Here is an 18,331-nt window from a genome sequence, read left to right as displayed (position 1 = left end):
CGCACTCATGTTGGCGAGAATGCCGTCGACCAGCGCGCGCAGGGTGCGCAGCGGGTGGTCCTTCGGCACGCGTTCTTCCGGGCTCACGTAGCTGAACGTCGACGCCTGGGGATTCTCTTGGCCGCGCATGTGAAGTCGGGGAAAGTAGGAGAACGATTCTGGGCCGGAGTCTGCCTCAATACCCGCGCCCAGAGCAGGGGTCGGGGTTTCTCACCAGCCTGTTAGGCACTCGCTCACCCAAGTTTCAGAAAGGTTTCCCCGATTTCTATTGGGAGAAACTTAGCGTGATCTTCAATTACACGCAGAACCCCGTTTTTTAGAGCAAAGTCCCCCGTGCCACGCTTTACTGCGCCGAGTTCTGGATATACAGACAGCAGTGCAGCCTCATACTTGTGCCCAGGCTCCATTAGAAGTTTTGAGGAGAAACTCAGTTCAAAGCCATTCTCGAGTTTGCTTGTTACGCGATTGGCGTCAACAAGTGACACAGCAGACTCGACAATATTAACAATGCTCTGCAACTCCGCCTGAGTAAGGCTTGCCGTTTCAATATAGCTCACGGCCCTAGAAATTCCGAAGTCAGCGAGACTCTTCTTCTCTTCCCTTATCAAAGCCAGCGCGATGAATACCGGATCAAGGATATAGTTCTCAATCGAGTATCTTGATGAAGAACCTAAGACATAGACCGGGTGTTTCTCAACATTGCTTCCGTCAAAATCAACAAGCGCCCTAACAATGTCGCCCCCTGATTTTGTTAGTGCGGTAGCAATTGTAATTGCATCTGTACAGTTTGACGTCCCGCTATGCGGTTCAAGAAATACAGGTTCATAGTTAAACCTTCCGTTACGGCCTAAGATATAAAAAAGTCGATGGTAGTATTGAACGTCATTTTTGCTCTCAACGAAAATTTGACGCCTATTCTCAACCCTAACAAATAGGTGGGGTATCCCAGCAGTCAGGACGCTAAGCGCCTCGGATGCGCTACACATTCTTGGGGTTCGCGTAGCCTTGTTGATTTCAAAAAGGCTACCGCTAGGGCAAATTGCCGCCGTCGATGGCGAGTGCGTTGTCATTATTACCCTAACGCCGGCGTCGCGGACAATCGTCTCTGACAGTGTCTCAACAAGGAGCCGGGAAAATTCCGGGTGTAAAGGAGCGTCGGGCTCGTCTAAAAGAAGCAGCTCTGGCTTCTCACCGTTTTCCTTGGCGTTATAAATCGCCAACGCCATTGACATCAGAACCTTCTCTCCGGTTGAGAGATCGTCCACTGAAATATCAGCTTTCGTCCCTTCATCGTAAAGCCTTAGCGTGTAAGTCGCGTCTGGGTCTTGTGACTCCGGACTCTGCACTTTATAGGGAAGGCCAGCCTTCGCCAGCACTGCATTGATTAGCTCCCACGGCGGGGGACCATAAAGCTCCTTGAACTTCTCGTTAGAAAGAAACTTTATGCCCACATCCCCTGACTTCTTGCTCTTGTATTCGTTGTACTCATTTTTATCTTTTCTTGTGTGATAGACCTTTATTATTTTTGCAAGCTGTGCTATAAAAAGGTTTCCATTGGCGTCATTTTTTGTACTAATTTCATTTAAAACGTCATCTTCCGTTAAATCGTAAAAGCCTTTCTTGGATCTTTCCATCAAGGCTGAAACTCTTTCCTTTAATGGGTTCGGAAGTTTGCTAGTGCCGATTGCGGCTGCCTGACCATGCTTCTGTTCTCGGTCGTGCATTTTTAACTGCGCGTTTTTGATTTGCCTCCAAATGTCTTTGCTCTCAGAAAGCAGCTGGGCGGGGTCGCAAACTTCTGCAATTTTTGGATTTAACCCATTAAATGGAATGTAATGAACTTTTGTTATCAACTTTCCATTTTCAATGATGGAGGAATCTTCTCTTGAAGCCAAAGCCTCAAGAAGATGACTCTTTCCGCTTCCATTTAGTCCCGTTAGAACAGAAAAGTTTGGCAGGGAGAACTTTGACCCTGCTCTTGTGGATTTTCTATTTCTCTTAATGGTGATGTCCATTGAATTCTCTGCCAACTATTTTTTTGGGTGCCTACAGCATTAAACGACGACAAAAAACCTCACCCCTTGGTCGCCGTCGCTGAATCCTGTCCGGCAGCCTGATTGCGCGCGCACGAGTACCTGACGTGCATTACACCATACGAATGGGATAGGTCTGCGTCGTGGGGACGGAGGTGGGATCGCGCGCGTGCGCCGCGTCCTGCGTCGGTCGCAGCGCGGGCGGGGAGAAGTTGCTTTTCTTGCGCAGGGACGAGAATTAGGGCGAGCGGCATGCCCGTGCCCTGCGGATAACGTCATGCGATCGAGTCAAGGGCTGCGCGCAGCCCCGCCTCCTCACCCCTGCCGCAGCTCCTGACTCAACTGATACACCGCCATCGCATAGAAGTACGAGCGGTTGTAGCGCGTGATGGCGTAGAAGTTGCGGAAGCCGAGCCAGTATTCGGTCTGGGCGTCGGGGGTGACGAGGTCGACCAGGGTGGCGGGTTTGGCGATCAGGTCGCCGCCGCGCAGCGGGCGGGCGCCGGCGGTGTCGAGGGTGGCGGTGTCGATCGACGGTTCGACGCCGGCGGCGACCAGCGGGGCGGCGGCTTCGTCGGTGATGCGGATGCGCTGGGCCACCGGTTCGCCTGCTTCCCAGCCGTGCGCGGCGAGGTAGGCGGCGACGCTGCCGATGGCGTCCGTCGGGCTGTTCATCAGGTCGGTGTGGCCGTCACCGTCGAAGTCGACGGCGTAGCGGCGCCAGCTGCTGGGCAGGAACTGCGGGTAGCCCAGCGCGCCGGCGTAGGAGCCGCGGAAGTCGGTGACGTCGCGGCCTTGCTCGCGCGCGAGCAGGAACAGTTCGCCCAGTTCGCGGCGGAACAGGTCGGCGCGCGGCGGGTAGGTGAAGCCCAGCGTGGACAGCGCGCTCAGCAGTTCGAAGTCGCCGGTGTGGCGGCCGTAGATGGTTTCGACGCCGATGATGGCGGCCACCACTTCGCGCGGCACGCCGAATTCCTGCTCGGCGCGTTCGAAGGTGGCGGCGTGTTCGGCCAGGAAGTCGCGGCCGGCGCGGATGCGCAGCGGCTCGACGAAGCGGCTGCGGTAGCGCGTCCACGATTTCACTGCCGGGCTCGACGGCGGACGGATGAGCTGGATCACGCGCGGCAGCAGCCGCGCTTCGGCGAAGCGCGCCAGCAGTTGCGCCTCGTCGAAGCCGTGCGCGGCGGCCAGTTCGGCGCAGAAGGCGCGCACGTCGTCGCGCTCGGCGAAGTTGTCGGGCGTGGTGCTGATCTGCGCCGGCAGCTGCGGTGCCAGCAGCAGGGCGCCGGCGCCGGTCAGGAAATGGCGGCGGGCTGCGGAGTGAGAAGTGAAGCGGGCGGTCATGTTCGGGGCGGTGTGCGGTGGCGGCGCAGCGCGCGGGCATGCGTCCGGAGTGCGCGCACGGCCGGCGCGTGTGCGGCGTGGCCGTAGCGGGCGTCTGCATAAAGTGTACACGCTGTGCGCAATTCTGCTGCCAGATCGGGGCGCAGCGCGGCGATGCGCTCGGCGTAATCGAGCGGCCCTTCCCACGCTTCGCGGCCGAGGCCGGCCGGCCGCAGCGCGCGGTCGATGCCGGCCCATGCGCGCGCCAGCGCGTCGGCGGCGATCTGGCGGCGCAGCGCCCACAGCGTCAGCGCGATGGCGATGACGGCGCAGAGCGCGGCCATCCAGGCGGTCATCGTGCGCCAGTCCGGCTGCGCCATGCCGAGGCGCGCTAGTAGTTCGCGCTGCTTCTGCTGGTCGTAGGAGAGCACCCACTGGTTCCACGCGTTGTTGGCCGCTTCCCAGCGGTGACGCAGGTCGCGCAGCCAGCCGAGATCGGCGCGCGCGACGAAGGGCACCGGCTCGCCGGCCGGCAGGTCGGCCAGGCCGCGCTCGACGCGCGACGGCAGGATGGCCGCGGTCGGGTCCACGCGGCGCCAGCCTTCGCCGTCCAGCCACACTTCGGCCCAGGCGTGGGCGTCGGACTGGCGCACGACGACGAAGCCATCGACCTCGTTGCGCTCGCCGCCCTGGTAGCCGGTCACGACGCGTGCCGGCAGGCCGGCGGCGCGCATCAGGAACACGAAGGCGCCGGCGTAGTGCTCGCAGAAGCCGCGCCGGCTGTCGAACAGGAACTGGTCGATGCCGTCCTCGCCGAGCAGTGGCGGCGTCAGCGTATAGACGAAAGCTTCGCGGCGGAACAGGCGCAGCGCGGCGTCCACCGTTTCGGCGTCGCTGCCGGCATCCAGATGCAGCTGGCGGGCCAGCGCGCGGGCGCGCGGGTTGCCGCCCGGCGGCAGACGGCGCGCCGCCTCAAGATAGGCGCTCCATTCTTCGCGGCCGGGGCGCGCCGTCGGCACCGATTCGAAGCGGTCGCGTCGGCGCGCGCGTACCACTTCGCTGCCCAGCACCTGCCAGTCATCGGACACGCGCGCCCCCAGCGGCAGGCCGGCCACGGTTTCCAGCGCGAACAGCCAGTTCTTGCCGTGCGGTTCCAGCGTCACTTCGTAGCCGATGCGCGGGCCGTCGACCGCATGCGGCGTGCCGTCGTTGAGTCGACGCGCGGCTTCGCCCTGGCGCCAGGTGCGACCGTCGAAGGTGGTGAGCACCGGGCCGCGCCAGTATAGGTCGCGCGCCGGCGGCGGTGCGTCGTCGAAGCGGGCGCGGAAGGCGATTTCGCCGGACAGGCTCAGCTGTGAGATGTCGCCCGGCGACATGCTGTCGGACAGGCCGGAGCGCGCGCCGAAGGCGTCCAGCGGCAGCCCCCACAGCGGGCCGGGTACGCGCGGGAACAGCACGAACAGCACCAGCATGAAGGGCAGGGCCTGCGCCAGCATCCACGCCGACTGGCGCAGCAGCGCACGCACCGGCGCCGGCGGGCCGGTCAGCGCGATCAGCGCGGCGGTGATCACCCCCATCGAGCCGAACAGCACGGCCGCCACGGCCGGCGTCTGCGAATAGAGGAAGGCGGCCAGCAGCATGAAGTAGCCGAGCAGCACGACGGTGTGGCCGTCGCGCACGCTTTTGAGTTCGTGCAGCTTGAGCACCAGCAGCAGCGTGAGCAGCGCGACGCCGGGCTCGCGGCCGAACAGGCGGCCGAAGGTGAGCGTGACGCCGGCGCAGCAGGCGATCACCACCAGCGCCTTGACCACCGTGCTGGCGCCGGCCCAGCCCAGCTTCCACTGCGCCAGCCGCCAGATGAACAGCAGCAGCGCCACCGCGTTGAGCCAGGCCGGCAGGTGGTCGGCGTGCGGCAGCAGCGCGCAGGCGGCGACCGCCATCAGCCAGCCGATGCGGGCGCTGGTCAGCGGCTCGGCCGGCACGGCCGCTGTCGATGAGGTGCGCGCGCGACGGAAGCTCATGCGGGCAGTCCGTGCAGGGCGAGCGCGCGCAGCACGCGTTCGCGGTGGCCGGGGCCGTTGCCGGGTGCGATGCGCGCGTCGGGCAGGACCAGGCCGTAGCGCAGGCCGGCCGCGTCGGCGTCGAGCGCCCAGCCGGTCAGTCTGGCGAGTCGCGCTTCGAGCGACAGGGCGGCTGGCAGTTGCGCCAGATCGAGCCACAGTTCGCCGCCGTCCTGGCCGTCGAACTGCTTGGTCAGCAGCGGCAGGTCGGGCGCGCGCGCCCAGGCTTTCCATGCGACGTGGCGCGGCGAGTCGGCGGCGCGGTGGTCGCGCAGGCTGGCGAATTCTTCGGTGCCGTCGCCCTGCGGCCGCAGGCCGGCGCGGCCGGCGTCGCTGGCTGGCAATGGCGGTCGGCCGGCTTCGGGCTGCACGTAGACGAGGCAGCGCTGCTGCGGCTGCGCGTAGCTCCAGGCGCGGATCAGGCCCAGCGGGTAACGGGTGCTCAGCGTGACGCGGCCCGGCGTCAGCCAGCCGCGGCGGGTGGTCGGCAGCGACAGCGTCACCGCGCAGCGGCCGTTCGCCTCGACTGCGGTGTCGACCGGCGCCGCGCCCGCCATCGCGAGTTGCAGCGCCGGGCGCGGGCGCGGCGCTTCATTGTCCAGCCACAGCGTGAACAGCGCCGGCTGGCCGGCGAACACCGGCGCCGGCGGCGTTTCGCGCAGCCGCAGCGCGAGCAGGTTGCGGAAGGTGTGCAGCAGCGCGACCTGGCCCAGACCGGCCAGCATGAATACCAGCGCGAAGCCCAGGCTCAGCGTGTAGTTGATGGCGGTCAGCAGCATGGCGATCAGTGCCACGCCCCATACCAGCCCGACGCGGGTCGGCAGTACGAAGATGCGCCGGCGGTCCAGCGTCAGCGGCAGCGCGGGCGAGCCGCCGAGCGAGGCCAGCCAGCGGCGGAGTGCGTCGCGCATCAGGCCGGCAGCGCCACCGCCTGCAGCAGCGCGCGCGCCATGTCGTCCGGACTGCCCTGTTCGAGTGCCGGCAGGCGGTGCAGCGCGACGGCGGGCAGCACCGCCTGCACGTCTTCCGGCAGCACGTGCGCGCGGTCGAAAACGCGTGCGTGTGCGCGGGCCGCGGCCAGCAGTGCGAGACCGGCGCGCGGGCTCAGGCCGAGCCGCCAGGCGCCGCTGCTGCGGGTGTGCGCGATCAGCGCCTGCACGTAGTCGATCAGCGCGTCGGCCACGTGCAGGGCTTCGGCTTCGGCGCGCCACCGCGTCAGCGTCGCGGCGTCGGCGACCGGCGCCAGATCGGCCAGCAGGCTGCGCCGGTCGCGGCCGGTCAGCAGCGCGCGTTCGGCCGCCGGATCGGGGTAGCCCATGGTGATGCGCATCATGAAGCGGTCGAGCTGCGATTCGGGCAGCGGGTAGGTGCCGATCTGGCTGGCCGGGTTCTGCGTCGCGATGACGAAGAAGGGCTCGGGCAGGCGGCGGGTTTCGCCCTCGACGCTGACCTGATGCTCTTCCATCGCCTCCAGCAGCGCGCTCTGCGTGCGCGGCGTGGCGCGGTTCACCTCGTCCGCCAGCAGCACCTGCGTGAACACCGGGCCCGGATGGAAGCGGAAGGCGCCGGTTTCGCGCTCGAACACCGATACGCCGAGGATGTCCGCCGGCAGCAGGTCGCTGGTGAACTGTACGCGGCGGAAATCGAGGCCGAACAGCTGGGCCATCACGTGCGCCAGCGTGGTCTTGCCGGTGCCCGGCACGTCCTCGATCAGCAGGTGGCCGCCGGCGATCAGGCAGGTCAGCGCCAGTTCGAGCCGGCTGCGCTTGCCGAGTATGAGGGTGGAGGCGGCTTCGACGACGGCGCGGGGAGCGAGGGTGGGCATGGCTTGAGCTACGTTAAGTTGTGGCGGGATGATCGGCGCGATACTGTAGAAACATGACGGCAGGACATGCCCGGCCCTGAAGCCGCGCGAGCCTGCCTGTGACACAGAGCCGGAACGGCCGGTTGCATCGATAACTGCAGGAATCCGGAGGAGAGGCGGTGACGACCGCATACATTACACACCGTGACTGTGCCCTGCATGACATGGGGCCGCATCACCCCGAATGCCCCGACCGCCTTGCCGCGATACAGGACCGCCTGATCGCCAGCGGTCTCGATGCCTACCTGCAGCACCACGACGCGCCGGCGGCCGACATCGACATGCTGGCGCGCGCGCACTCGCCGGAGTACCTGCGGCAGATCTTCGACGCGGTGCCGGGCAGCGGTATCGTCCATCTCGACCCGGATACCGCGATGTGCCCGAATTCGCTGCGCGCCGCACTGCGCGCGGCCGGCGCCGGCGTGCACGCGACCGATCTGGTGATGTCGGGCGCCGCGGTGAACGCCTTCTGCGCGGTGCGTCCGCCCGGCCATCACGCCGAGTACGCCCGCGCCATGGGCTTCTGCTTCTTCAACAACGTGGTGGTCGCGGCGCGTCACGCGCTGGAAAAGCACGGCCTGGAGCGGGTGGCCATCATCGATTTCGACGTGCACCACGGCAACGGCACCGAAAACATCGTCGCCCACGACCAGCGCATCCTGATGGTGAGCATCTTCCAGCACCCCTTCTACCCGTACTCCGGGGCGGAGCCGCTGGCCGACAATCTGTGCAACGTGCCGCTGCCGGCCGGCACCCGCGGCGACGGCTTCCGCGAGGCGGTGACGACGAAGTGGCTGCCGCGTCTCGACGCCTTCGCGCCGCAGATGATCTTCATCTCGGCCGGCTTCGACGCGCACTACGAGGACGACATGGCCTCGCTCGGTCTGGTCGAGGCCGACTACGCCTGGGTCAGCACCGAACTGATGAAGGTGGCGAAGAAGCACGGCAAGGGCCGCATCGTGTCCATGCTCGAAGGCGGCTATGCGCTGTCGGCGCTGGGGCGCAGCGCGGTCGAGCACATCCGGGCGCTGGCCGAGCTGTGAGCGGCGGAGAGCTGTTACAGACTGATCCAGTTGCGCCTGTTGGGCTTGCCCTCGCGCTCCGGTAGAATGGCGCGTTTCCTGCCGAAGCCACTGTTTCGCACATGATTACCGGATCGCTCGTCGCCATCGTCACCCCCATGAACGAGGATGGCAGTCTCGACTACGCCAGCCTGCGTCGCCTGATTGATTTCCACGTCGCCGAAGGCACCGACGGCATCGTCATTGTCGGCACCACCGGCGAGTCGCCGACCGTCGATTTCGACGAGCACTGCGAACTGATCCGCTTCACGGTCGAGCACACCGCCGGCCGTATCCCGGTCATCGCCGGCACCGGCGCCAACTCGACGCGCGAGGCGATCGAACTGGCACAGCACGCGAAGTCGGTCGGCGTCGATGCCTGCCTGACCGTCGTGCCCTACTACAACAAGCCGACGCAGGAAGGTCTGTACCGCCACTTCCGCGCCCAGGCCGAAGCGGTCGATGTGCCCTTCATCCTGTACAACGTGCCCGGCCGCACGGTGGCCGATCTGGCCAACGACACGACCATCCGCCTGTCGGAAATCCCGAACATCGTCGGCATCAAGGACGCCACCGGCAATCTCGACCGCGCCGGCGAACTGATCAACCGCGCGCCCGAGGGCTTCGCGCTGTACAGCGGCGACGACGCCTCGACCGCAGCTTTCATCCTGATGGGCGGCCACGGCTCGATTTCGGTCACCGCCAACGTGGCGCCGCGCCTGATGCACGAAATGAACGCCGCCGCACTGGCCGCCGACGCGGTCAAGGCGCGCGCGATCAACGCGAAGCTGATCGGCCTGCACCGTCAGCTTTTCTGTGAAGCCAACCCGATTCCGGTCAAGTGGGCCGTGCAGCAGATGGGCCTGTGCGGCCCGACGCTGCGTCTGCCGCTGACCGAATTGCAGCCGCAATTCCACGAGCAGGTCCGCGCCGCGATGAAGCAGGCCGGCGTGCTTGCCTGATCGTCCTCTGGTATCCCGTTCGATGAATCTGCTGAAGTTTTCCGCGCTGTGCGTGGCACTGGTGAGCGCGCTCACCGGCTGCTCGATGTTCGACAAGGTCATGGATTCAGGCAAGGTCGATTACAAGGCCCAGGCCAAGCGCACGCCGCGCCTCGACCTGCCGCCCGACCTGACACTGCCGCAGCAGACCGACCGCTTCGCGGTGCCGGATTCCGGCGGCAAGGGTACGGCGACCATGTCGGCCTACAACGCCGACCGCACGAACACCGGGGGTGTGGTGCAGCCGCAGTCAACCGGCGTGCTGCCGCAGGTCGACAAGATGCGCATCGAACGTGCTGGCAGCCAGCGCTGGCTGGTGGTCAATGCCAGCCCTGACGAGCTGTGGCCCCAGGTGAAGGAGTTCTGGCAGGAAACCGGTTTCCTGATCGACGTTGAACAGCCGGAAGCCGGCGTGATGGAAACGGACTGGAACGAGAACCGCGCCAAGCTCCCGAACGACATCATCCGCAACACCATCGGCCGCCTGATCGACCAGCTCTACTCGACACCCGAGCGCGACAAGTTCCGCACCCGTCTGGAGCCGGGCGCCGAGCCGGGCACCACCGAAATCTACGTCAGCCATCGCGGCGTGGTCGAGGTCTACACCAACGAGCGCAGCGACAACACCGTCTGGCAGCCGCGTCCGGCCGACCCCGAGCTGGAAGCCGAAATGCTGCGTCGCCTGATGGTCCGTCTGGGTGCCGACAACGAGCGCGCCAAGGTGCTGCTGGCCGCCCAGCCGGTGGCCGAGCGCGCGCAGCTGGTGTCGGCCGACAAGGGCAGCACGCTGCAGGTGTACGAAGGTTTCGACCGCGCCTGGCGCCGCGTCGGCCTGGCGCTGGACCGCGTCGGCTTCACCGTCGAGGACCGCGACCGTTCGCAGGGTGTGTACTTCGTGCGCTACGTCGACCCGGAAGTCGACGCCACCGGCAAGAAGGACGGCGGCATCCTGTCCAAGCTGCTGTTCTTCATGCCGGACGACAAGCCGGATCCGAAGGCGGGCCAGAGCCAGTACCGCATCCTGGTCAAGGGCGAGGGCAAGCAAAGTTCGGTGCAGGTGCTCACCCGCGAAGGCGGCCTCGACGACACCCGCACCGCGAAACGCATCCTGTCGCTGCTGCACGAGCAGCTGAAGTAAGCGGCGCGGCAACGCCGCCCCTTAAAAAAACAAAAGGCGCCCGAGGGCGCCTTTTGTTTTTGTGCCCCCCGCAACGGCCGCGTCGCGGCCAAGGCCGCTCCCACAGGGATCGTGTCCGATCCGCGGCCGTAGGCAGAGCTGGGGTTTGTGGGAGGAAACGTGCCCAGCCCGTGGCCGGAGCTGGGATTCTGTGGGAGGGGTCTTCTGACCCCGACAGCGGCGGTGGGCTGTGCGTGGCGCCGTGTCGAGGGCCGGGCGGCGGCCTTCAGGCCCTCATCGACAGCGCTTCAGCCTGTTCGGCGACCTCAGCCAGATTGACCACTTCGCCGATGACGACGATGGCCGGGCTGCCCAGCTTTGCGTTGGCGACGGCCTGCGGCAGGTCGCGCAGCGTGGACACGACGGCGCGCTGGCTGTCGCGCGTGCCGTTCTGGATCGCACAGGCCGGGGTATCGGCGGCGAGACCGCCGGCGTGCAGCGCTTCGGCGATGGAGGCCAGCTTGCGCATGCCCATGTAGATGACGAGGGTGGTCCCGCAGCGGGCCAGTGCCGCCCAGTCGGGCTCGCGGCCCGGATGGCCGTCTTCGCGTGCGTGGCCGGTGACGAAGGTGACGCCGCAGGCCATGTCGCGATGGGTGACCGGCACGCCCAGCGTGGCCGGTACCGCGATGCCGGCCGACAGGCCGCTCACCACCTCGCATTCGATGCCGGCCCGCCGCAGCGTCTGCATTTCCTCGCCGCCGCGGCCGAACACGAAGGGGTCGCCGCCCTTGACCCGGCCGACCGTGAGGCCGGCGCGCGCATAGCGCAGCATCAGGCGTTCGATGAAGGCCTGCGGCGTGCTGCGACAGCCGCCACGCTTGCCGACGCGCACGATGCGGGCGTCGCTGCGCGCGTGTTCGAGCACGGCGGTGTCGGCCAGGTCGTCGACCAGCAGCACGTCGCAGCGGCCGAGCGCGCGTACGGCCTTCAGCGTCAGCAGTTCGGGGTCGCCGGGGCCGGCGCCTATCAGGTAGACCTTTCCGGTCCGGGGGGCGTAAGTCGTCATGACGAGCACCTTGCAAGTCCGGTGCCAGCCCCGGATACATCGCGCCGACGCCGCGATTTGACCGCTCGCGGGCGTTGCGGTGGCCCGCCATGCCCGCGACGGGTGCATACGCGCACCGTCGCTGTGCGGCCGGTGCTACAGTCAGACTGTGTCCCAGCAAATGACGCGCCGTGCCGAACGAAACCCTGAAATCTGACCGAACTGCCGAAGCGCGTACGCGAGGCGATGCGAAGGAACGCATTTTCGCGGCGGCCGAGAAGCTCTTCACCGAACAGGGCTATGCGGCGACCTCGATGCGCATGATCGCGTCGGCGGCCGGTGTGCCGCTGGCGTCGATCAATTACCACTTCGGGTCCAAGCGTGACCTGATGGAAAGCGTGTATCAGCGCGTGCTCGGGGCCGACGGCACCCGGTCCGGTTATCTCGCCAAGCTCGAACGCGAGGCGGTCGAGGCGCCGCTGAGCGTCACCCGCATCGTCGAAACCTTCGTCGAATCGACGCTGCGCCTGTCGCGCAAGGACACGGTGTCCGGCGCCGTGTTCAAGCAGCTGATCGGCCGCGCCTACTTTGAGCCGGGCGACGATTTCATCCCTGAAGAGTACGTCCGCATCATGGACTGGTACCGCAAGGCGCTGATGCGCGCGCTGCCGGCGCTGCCCGAGGACGAACTGCTGCGCCGCATGTACTTCTTCGTCGGCATCGTGGCCTACGTGATGGCCGGGCGCGATGTGATGCATCTGCTCGGCCGCTGCTCACCGGCCGCCCGCAACGACCCCGAAAGCCTTCTGCGCGCACTGGTGCCTTTCATCGTCGGAGGTCTTGAAGCCCCGCCGTCGGCGTGAGGCCGCCGATGCTTGGCGCGCGAATTGCTCGTGTTGCGTCATGAGCGCACTCCTGCCCGCCTTATTCACCCGGGATCACCCGCCTTGCTGAGCGTGCCCCTCGTCATGGTGCTGCTGGCGCTGGCCATCGCCCTGGCGCTGGTGTTCATGCGCCCGGAGCGCGCGGGCGACCGCTCGCCGGGAGACGACGCGCAGCGCGCCTTCGGCGATTGCGAGCGGCTGCTGCAGCTTGTCCACTCGCTGCAGCAGCACCGCGGCATGAGTACCGCCTGGCTGGCCGGAGACGCCTTGTTCGAATCGCCGATGCGCGCCCGGCGGCGTGCCGTACAGCACGACATCGAAGCGCTGGAGTCGACCGCACGCGCAGAGATGGCGCTGGAGGGGCCGTGCATCACGCCGTACGAACTGGCGCTGCTCGACGCGCAGTGGAAGGAGTTGTGTGCCGCGCTGGACGGCAGTCCGGCTGCGATCGGTGCCGACGACAATCTGACGCGGCACAGCCTGCTGGTGTCGCACGTGCTGGGCTGGCTGGCCGCGGTCGGCAATCGCCGTATCGCACCGGTTGCCGCGTCGTCAGGCAGCGGCCTGCTGCGCACCTGGATCAGCACGCTGCCGGCGCTGGGCGAGCAGCTGGGTCAGGCGAGGGCGGTCGGCAGCGCGGCCGCGGCCCGCGGCGTCTGTACGGCGGCCGAACGCATGCGTCTGAGGTACCTCGCGTCGCGCGCCGAGTCGCTGATGCACCAGGCGATCGCCGACACGCCCCGTCTGCCGGGCGCGCTGCCGGCCACCGAGCGCATCGTGCGTCTGCTCGGTCTGCTGCGCAGCGATCTGCTCGGCGCGACCGACCGGATGACCGCGGAGCTGTACTTCGCCGAAGCCACCGCGGCGATCGACGCCATCTATGCCTGGATGACCAGCTGCGAAGACGCGCTGCGCGGCGTGCTCGCGCAGCAGGCCGTGTCAGCCGGTTGAACTTTCAGCGACGCGCCGGCCGATGTGGGCCAGCGCCTCCTCGACCTGATCGATCAGGATCAGACACAGATCGCCGCTTTGCAGCCGTTCGAGCGCGTGGTCGATGGCGACGAATTCGCCATTGATGTCGCACACCTCGCGCGTACGGCTCGCGCCCTCCAGACCTTCACGCAGCAGCGCGATCACCTCGCCGTCCTTGCGTCCGCGCTGGCACTGGTCCTGGTAAAGCACCACGCTGTCGAAGGCGGCACCGAGGATCTGCGTCTGCTTGCGGATGTCCTCGTCGCGGCGGTCGCCGGCGCCGCTGATGACCACGCTGCGGCGTTTCGCCGGCAGCGCGTCGATGGCCTGCACCAGCGCGCTGATGGCGTCCGGATTGTGGCCGTAGTCGGCGATCAGCGTCGCGCCCTTGTAGTCGAATACATTGAAGCGGCCCGGCGCGGTCGCCGCGTCCGACACGAAGCTGGCAAGTGCGGCGCGGATGGACGACCAGTCGAAACCGAGCGCCCAGGCCGCGCCGAGCGCCGCCATCGCGTTCTCGACCTGGAAGCCCAGCTTGCCGCCACGGGTCAGCGGCACCTGCGACAGCGGAATGCGCACCGCGCTGCTGCCTTCGGCGGCCACCAGCGCGCCGTCGTCCACGTAGATGACGCGGCGGCCGCGGGCGCGGTGGGTGGCGATGACCGGGTGGGTGCGGTCCTGCGCGAAAAAGGTGATCGAGCCGGGGCAGTGCTCGGCCATCGCCGCCACCACCGGGTCGGCGGCGTTCAGCACCGCCATGCCCTTGGGCGCGACGTTCTGCACGATCACCCGCTTCACCACCGCCAGGTCCTCGACGGTATTGATATAGGCGAGGCCGAGGTGGTCGCCGCTGCCGATATTGGTGACCACCGCCACGTGACAGCGGTCGAAACCCAGACCTTCGCGCAGCACGCCGCCGCGCGCGGTTTCGAGCACCGCGCCATCGACGTCCGGGTGGGCCAGCACGTTGCGCGCGCTCTTCGGGCCGCTGCAGTCGCCGGTATCGATGCATTCGTTGCCGACGAACACGCCGTCGGTGGTGGTCATGCCGACGCGCAGGCCGGTCTGTGCCATCAGGTGGGCGATCAGCCGCACCGTCGTCGTCTTGCCGTTGGTGCCGGCGACGGCGACCAGCGGAATGCGCGCGTCGTCGCCGGGGCCGAACATGGTCGACATGATGGCTTCGCCGACCGCCCGACCCTTGCCGAAGGAGGGCGCCAGGTGCATGCGCAGGCCGGGGGCGGCATTCACTTCGACGATGCCGCCGCCCTGTTCCTCCAGCGGCTTGAGCACGGTGCGGCAGACGATGTCGACACCGGCGATGTCCAGCCCTATCGTGCGCGCCGCCTCGACCGCGCGCGCTGCCAGTTCCGGGTGCACGTCGTCGGTCACGTCGGTGGCGCTGCCGCCGGTCGACAGGTTGGCGTTGTTGCGCAGCACGACGCGTTCGCCCAGCGCCGGCACGCTGTCCGGTGAATGGCCCTGGACCGCGAGGCGAGCGAGTGCGATGTCGTCGATGCGCATCTTGGTCAGCGAAGTGGCGTGGCCGTCGCCGCGGCGCGGGTCGGCGTTCACCTCGTCGACCAGTTCGCGCACCGTGCGGCTGCCGTCGCCGATCACCTGCGGCGGTTCGCGGCGGGCGGCGGCGACCACGCGGTCACCGACCACCAGGAAGCGGTAGTCGGCGCCCGGAATGAAGCGCTCGACCATCACTTCGCGGCTGATTTCGTAGGCGGCGTTGAACGCGATGTCCATGTGCTCGCGGCTGACGATGTTCACCGTCACGCCCTTGCCCTGGTTGCCGTCGCGCGGCTTCACGACGACCGGCAGACCGACTTCGAGCGCGGCGGCCCACGCCTCGTCGACGTCGCTCACCGTGCGGCCGAGCGGTACCGGCACGCCGGCGGCGTGCAGCAGCGCCTTGGTCAGTTCCTTGTCCTGGGCGATCGATTCAGCGACCGCGCTGGTGCGGTCGGTCTCGGCCGCCTGGATGCGACGCTGCCGGCTGCCCCAGCCGAGCTGCACCAGCGAGCCGTCGGTCAGCCGGCGGAACGGGATGCCGCGCGCGACGGCCGCTTCGACGATGGCGCCGGTGCTGGGGCCGAGGCGGATGTCCTCGTCCAGCTCGCGCAGCTGGTGCAGCGCGCCGGCGAGGTCGAAGCTGCCGCCGGTGGCGGCGGCACGGCACAGCCGTTCGGCCAGTTCGAAGGCGAGACGGCCGACCGCCTCTTCGGTGTATTCGACGACGACCTGATAGACGCCGGCGTCCACCGTCTGCATCGTGCAGCTGAAGGTGACCGGACAGCCGGCGCTGGCCTGCAGGCCGAGCGCGGCCAGTTCGAGCGCGTCGGCCATCGCCAGCGGCCCGCTTCGGGTGGTCGGGCGCAGCGGCCGGATGCCGGGGAAAAGGGCGCGCAGACGCTCGGCGAAACCGGGCATCGCGTCCAGCGAACAGTGTTCGCCGGAGCACGACACGATGGCTTCGATACAGGTGTGGCGGCTCCACAGATTGGGGCCGCGGAGGGCGCGCAGGCGGGTGATGTCCATGAAAGCGTTCGGGCGGTGTTTCAGGCCGGTACCGCGACGGGCACCGGGGGATCGAAGGTTTCGGCGCCGGTGCGCAAGGCCGCCGGCGACAGGCCGAGCGACCACGCCGCCGCCAGCGCGGCGAGCAGGTTTTCGGTCGCGTGCAGCGGTTCGCCGTCGGTCAGCGGCAGGCTGGCGAGCGGACACAGCACTTCGGTGCGCTCGGCTTCGAGCAGGCGGATCTGGCCGTCGCGCACGATGACCGCACGGCCGCCGGACTGCACGTGGCTGGCGACGATGCCGTTGTCGGCGTGCGTGCTGTACCAGATCACCTCGCCGTCGCACAGATCGGCCATCTCGGCCTGCAGCGGGTCGTCGGCGTTCAGTACGCCGGTGCCGCGGCGCAGCACGACGTCGATCTGGCTGCGCAGCACGTTGAACACGCGGTCGGACGAGTCGATGTAGTAGTCGCCGAAATGCGCTTCCGGATCGATGCGGGTGAGCACGCCGACCTGGCAGCGGTCGTAGGCCAGACCTTCCTTCAAGATGGTTTCGAAGCTGTTCTCGATCACCGCCACTTCGGCACCAGGATTCATCAGCACGCGCTGCGACGGTTCGAAGCGGGCGGCGTCGCCGTCTTCCAGGCGGCGGCTGTCGAGGTAGAGGCCGTCGCTGCAGGCGAGGCCGACGCGCTGGCCGGAAAAGCGCATCAGGTGCGCGATCAGCCGGGCGACCGTGGTCTTGCCGCGTGTGCCGCTGACGCCGATGACCGGAATGCGGCCGTCGTCGGCGGTGGCGAACAGGTGATCGACGATGGCGCGGCCGACCGGACGCGGCGCGCCGATGGCCGGCTTCAGGTGCATCAGCAGGCCGGGGCCGGCGTTCACTTCGACGATGGCGCCGCCCTGTTCGCGCAGCGGGCGACGGATGTCCTCGACCACCAGATCGATGCCGGCGATGTCGAGGCCGACCACGCGGGCGGCCAGCGCCACCAGGCGGGCGGTGTCCGGATGGACCTGGTCGGTCACGTCGTAGGCGATGTTGCCGTTGCGCTGCACCAGCACGCGGGCGCCGTCGGCCGGCACCGCGTCGGCGCTGTAGCCCTGGCGCTCCAGTTCGAAGCGCAGCTTGGCGTCGCGTTCGGGAATCAGCAGGTCGAGCGGAAATTCCTGCTCCGGTCCGCGGCGCGGATCGATGTTGATCTGGCTGTCGAGCAGCTGGCGGACGGTGGATCGCCCGTCGCCGGTGATCCAGACCGTTTCGCCAGCGACCGCCGCGACCATCTGCTTGCCGACCACCAGCAGGCGGTGTTCGTTGCCCGGGATGAAGCGTTCGACCAGCACGTACTTGCTGTAGCGGCGCGCCAGTTCGTAGGCAGTGGCGACTTCTTCGCGCTTGGTCAGTTCGGCCGACACCCCGCGGCCGTGATTAGCGTTGGCTGGCTTGACGACCACCGGCACGCCGATGTCCTCGGCCGCCGCCCAGGCGTCGTCGGCGTCGCTGACTTCGCGGCCTTCCGGCACCGGCACGCCGCAGCCGGCGAGCAGACGCTTGGTCAGGTCCTTGTCGCGCGAAATGCCTTCGGCGATGGCCGAGGTGCGGTCGGTTTCGGCGGTCCAGATGCGGCGCAGCTTGCGGCCGTAGCCCAGCTGCACGAGGTTGCCGTCGTTCAGGCGGATGGACGGGATGCGGCGGTCCTGCGCCGCCTCGACGATGCAGCCGGTGCTCGGGCCGAGGCAGTGTTCGTCGACCAGATCGCGCAGTTCCGAAATGGCTGCCTTGACGTCGAACGGGCGGTCGTCCATTGCCGACAGCACCAGCTCGCGGGCGGCGAGTATCGCGGCGCGGCTGACCGTGTGATTGCCGGAAATGACCACCACCTTGTACACGCCACGTTCGGACGTTTCGCGCGCCTTGCCGAAATTGCCCTTCATGCCGGCCTGGTTCTGCAGTTCCAGCGTCACGTGTTCAAGGATGTGGCCGGGCCACGTGCCCTCGCGCAGCCGGCGCACGAAACCGCCGCGCTCTTCGTAGCTGCACGTGTGTTCGTGCAGGGCGGGCAGCCAGTCGATCAGACGATCGACGAAGCCGGGAATGGTGTTCGAGGGGGAGTCTTCGAGTTCGCCGATGTCTATCCAGACTTCGAGCGCCGGAACATAGGTCCAGATGTTGGGGCCGCGCAGTTCGAGGGTGCGCAGGATTTCGATCGAGCGTTTACTCATCGTGCGGGGTCGGTGGTGGTCCGGAGCCCCGAGGTTGTTGAAAACATCGGCTTAACGGCGTCTTTGCGCTTTGGTTGACAGCTTTTTCATCTATTTTTGAACCTGCATCGGCGACGTGTTCCGGCCCTGTCGGCGGCGCTATACTCCGCCGCCTCGCCGGGCCTCGTGTCGTCGAGCGCGTGCTCGTCGCCGGCCCCGCCTCATGCGTTCCTTTCCGCAC

13 protein-coding genes and 1 pseudogene are annotated in these 18,331 nt (G+C 67.2%); 5 read left to right on the top strand and 9 right to left on the bottom strand.

Annotated elements, in window-relative coordinates:
- From AC51BJ_RS09460 to AC51BJ_RS09435, 6 genes and pseudogenes are all read right to left on the bottom strand, one after another.
- Positions 1-129 (bottom strand): annotated as a pseudogene (locus AC51BJ_RS09460) (IS5/IS1182 family transposase); the annotation flags it as partial.
- A gap of 104 nt (positions 130-233) precedes the next feature.
- Positions 234-2,015, bottom strand: coding sequence for an AAA family ATPase (locus AC51BJ_RS09455; RefSeq protein WP_496280056.1), 1,782 nt, complete (start codon positions 2,013-2,015; stop codon positions 234-236).
- Positions 2,016-2,348: 333 nt separating this feature from the next.
- Complete coding sequence (mltB, locus tag AC51BJ_RS09450) at positions 2,349-3,377, bottom strand: lytic murein transglycosylase B (protein WP_496280055.1); 1,029 nt, start codon at positions 3,375-3,377, stop codon at positions 2,349-2,351.
- Positions 3,374-5,377, bottom strand: a complete 2,004-nt coding sequence (locus tag AC51BJ_RS09445; protein ID WP_496280054.1) for a transglutaminase TgpA family protein — start codon at positions 5,375-5,377, stop codon at positions 3,374-3,376. Before AC51BJ_RS09445 ends, mltB begins: the two co-directional genes overlap by 4 nt.
- Positions 5,374-6,327, bottom strand: a complete 954-nt coding sequence (locus tag AC51BJ_RS09440; protein WP_496280053.1) for a DUF58 domain-containing protein — start codon at positions 6,325-6,327, stop codon at positions 5,374-5,376. Before AC51BJ_RS09440 ends, AC51BJ_RS09445 begins: the two co-directional genes overlap by 4 nt.
- Positions 6,327-7,241 carry an AAA family ATPase gene (locus tag AC51BJ_RS09435; protein WP_430433205.1) on the bottom strand — a complete coding sequence of 305 codons (915 nt, stop codon included), beginning with the start codon at positions 7,239-7,241 and terminating at the stop codon, positions 6,327-6,329. The genes AC51BJ_RS09440 and AC51BJ_RS09435 overlap by 1 nt, the downstream gene beginning before the upstream one ends.
- A 203-nt stretch (positions 7,242-7,444) precedes the next feature.
- On the opposite strand from AC51BJ_RS09435, the gene AC51BJ_RS09430 reads away from it, so the two are divergent.
- From AC51BJ_RS09430 to bamC, 3 genes are all read left to right on the top strand, one after another.
- A complete protein-coding gene (locus tag AC51BJ_RS09430) occupies positions 7,445-8,323 on the top strand; it encodes a histone deacetylase family protein (protein WP_019919172.1) in 879 nt (292 codons plus the stop codon).
- Between the two features lie 101 nt (positions 8,324-8,424).
- Positions 8,425-9,303, top strand: coding sequence for a 4-hydroxy-tetrahydrodipicolinate synthase (gene dapA, locus AC51BJ_RS09425; protein ID WP_029143586.1), 879 nt, complete (start codon positions 8,425-8,427; stop codon positions 9,301-9,303).
- A 22-nt stretch (positions 9,304-9,325) separates the two neighbouring features.
- Positions 9,326-10,480 carry an NlpB/DapX family lipoprotein gene (gene bamC / locus AC51BJ_RS09420; RefSeq protein WP_496280052.1) on the top strand — a complete coding sequence of 385 codons (1,155 nt, stop codon included), beginning with the start codon at positions 9,326-9,328 and terminating at the stop codon, positions 10,478-10,480.
- A 265-nt stretch (positions 10,481-10,745) separates the two neighbouring features.
- On the opposite strand, the gene cobA is transcribed toward bamC, so the two are convergent.
- Positions 10,746-11,528, bottom strand: coding sequence for a uroporphyrinogen-III C-methyltransferase (gene cobA, locus AC51BJ_RS09415; RefSeq protein WP_496280051.1), 783 nt, complete (start codon positions 11,526-11,528; stop codon positions 10,746-10,748).
- A gap of 170 nt (positions 11,529-11,698) precedes the next feature.
- Between cobA and AC51BJ_RS09410 the strand changes: the two genes are divergently transcribed.
- Entirely contained in the window at positions 11,699-12,370 is a 672-nt protein-coding gene (locus tag AC51BJ_RS09410; RefSeq protein ID WP_304004529.1) for a TetR/AcrR family transcriptional regulator, read from the top strand.
- A 93-nt stretch (positions 12,371-12,463) separates the two neighbouring features.
- Complete coding sequence (locus AC51BJ_RS09405) at positions 12,464-13,342, top strand: nitrate- and nitrite sensing domain-containing protein (protein ID WP_496280058.1); 879 nt, start codon at positions 12,464-12,466, stop codon at positions 13,340-13,342.
- Here the strand turns inward: AC51BJ_RS09405 and cphA are convergent.
- Entirely contained in the window at positions 13,331-15,910 is a 2,580-nt protein-coding gene (cphA, locus tag AC51BJ_RS09400; protein ID WP_496280050.1) for a cyanophycin synthetase, read from the bottom strand. The genes AC51BJ_RS09405 and cphA overlap by 12 nt on opposite strands.
- A gap of 20 nt (positions 15,911-15,930) precedes the next feature.
- Positions 15,931-18,111: a cyanophycin synthetase gene (locus tag AC51BJ_RS09395; RefSeq protein ID WP_496280049.1), complete on the bottom strand. Its 2,181-nt coding sequence runs from the start codon at positions 18,109-18,111 to the stop codon at positions 15,931-15,933.
- Positions 18,112-18,331: the final 220 nt, after the last annotated feature.

This window comes from Methyloversatilis sp. S146-33, from assembly GCF_059552495.1.
Note: the sequence above shows the minus strand (reverse complement) of the source record. Positions and strands in the feature narration are given on the sequence as shown.

Coding starts and splice junctions, on each gene's coding strand:
- AC51BJ_RS09455 (WP_496280056.1), bottom strand. CDS start 2,015: ATGGACATCACCATTAAGAGAAATAGAAAATCCACAAGAGCAGGGTCA.
- mltB (WP_496280055.1), bottom strand. CDS start 3,377: ATGACCGCCCGCTTCACTTCTCACTCCGCAGCCCGCCGCCATTTCCTG.
- AC51BJ_RS09445 (WP_496280054.1), bottom strand. CDS start 5,377: ATGAGCTTCCGTCGCGCGCGCACCTCATCGACAGCGGCCGTGCCGGCC.
- AC51BJ_RS09440 (WP_496280053.1), bottom strand. CDS start 6,327: ATGCGCGACGCACTCCGCCGCTGGCTGGCCTCGCTCGGCGGCTCGCCC.
- AC51BJ_RS09435 (WP_430433205.1), bottom strand. CDS start 7,241: ATGCCCACCCTCGCTCCCCGCGCCGTCGTCGAAGCCGCCTCCACCCTC.
- AC51BJ_RS09430 (WP_019919172.1), top strand. CDS start 7,445: ATGGGGCCGCATCACCCCGAATGCCCCGACCGCCTTGCCGCGATACAG.
- dapA (WP_029143586.1), top strand. CDS start 8,425: ATGATTACCGGATCGCTCGTCGCCATCGTCACCCCCATGAACGAGGAT.
- bamC (WP_496280052.1), top strand. CDS start 9,326: ATGAATCTGCTGAAGTTTTCCGCGCTGTGCGTGGCACTGGTGAGCGCG.
- cobA (WP_496280051.1), bottom strand. CDS start 11,528: ATGACGACTTACGCCCCCCGGACCGGAAAGGTCTACCTGATAGGCGCC.
- cphA (WP_496280050.1), bottom strand. CDS start 15,910: ATGGACATCACCCGCCTGCGCGCCCTCCGCGGCCCCAATCTGTGGAGC.
- AC51BJ_RS09395 (WP_496280049.1), bottom strand. CDS start 18,111: ATGAGTAAACGCTCGATCGAAATCCTGCGCACCCTCGAACTGCGCGGC.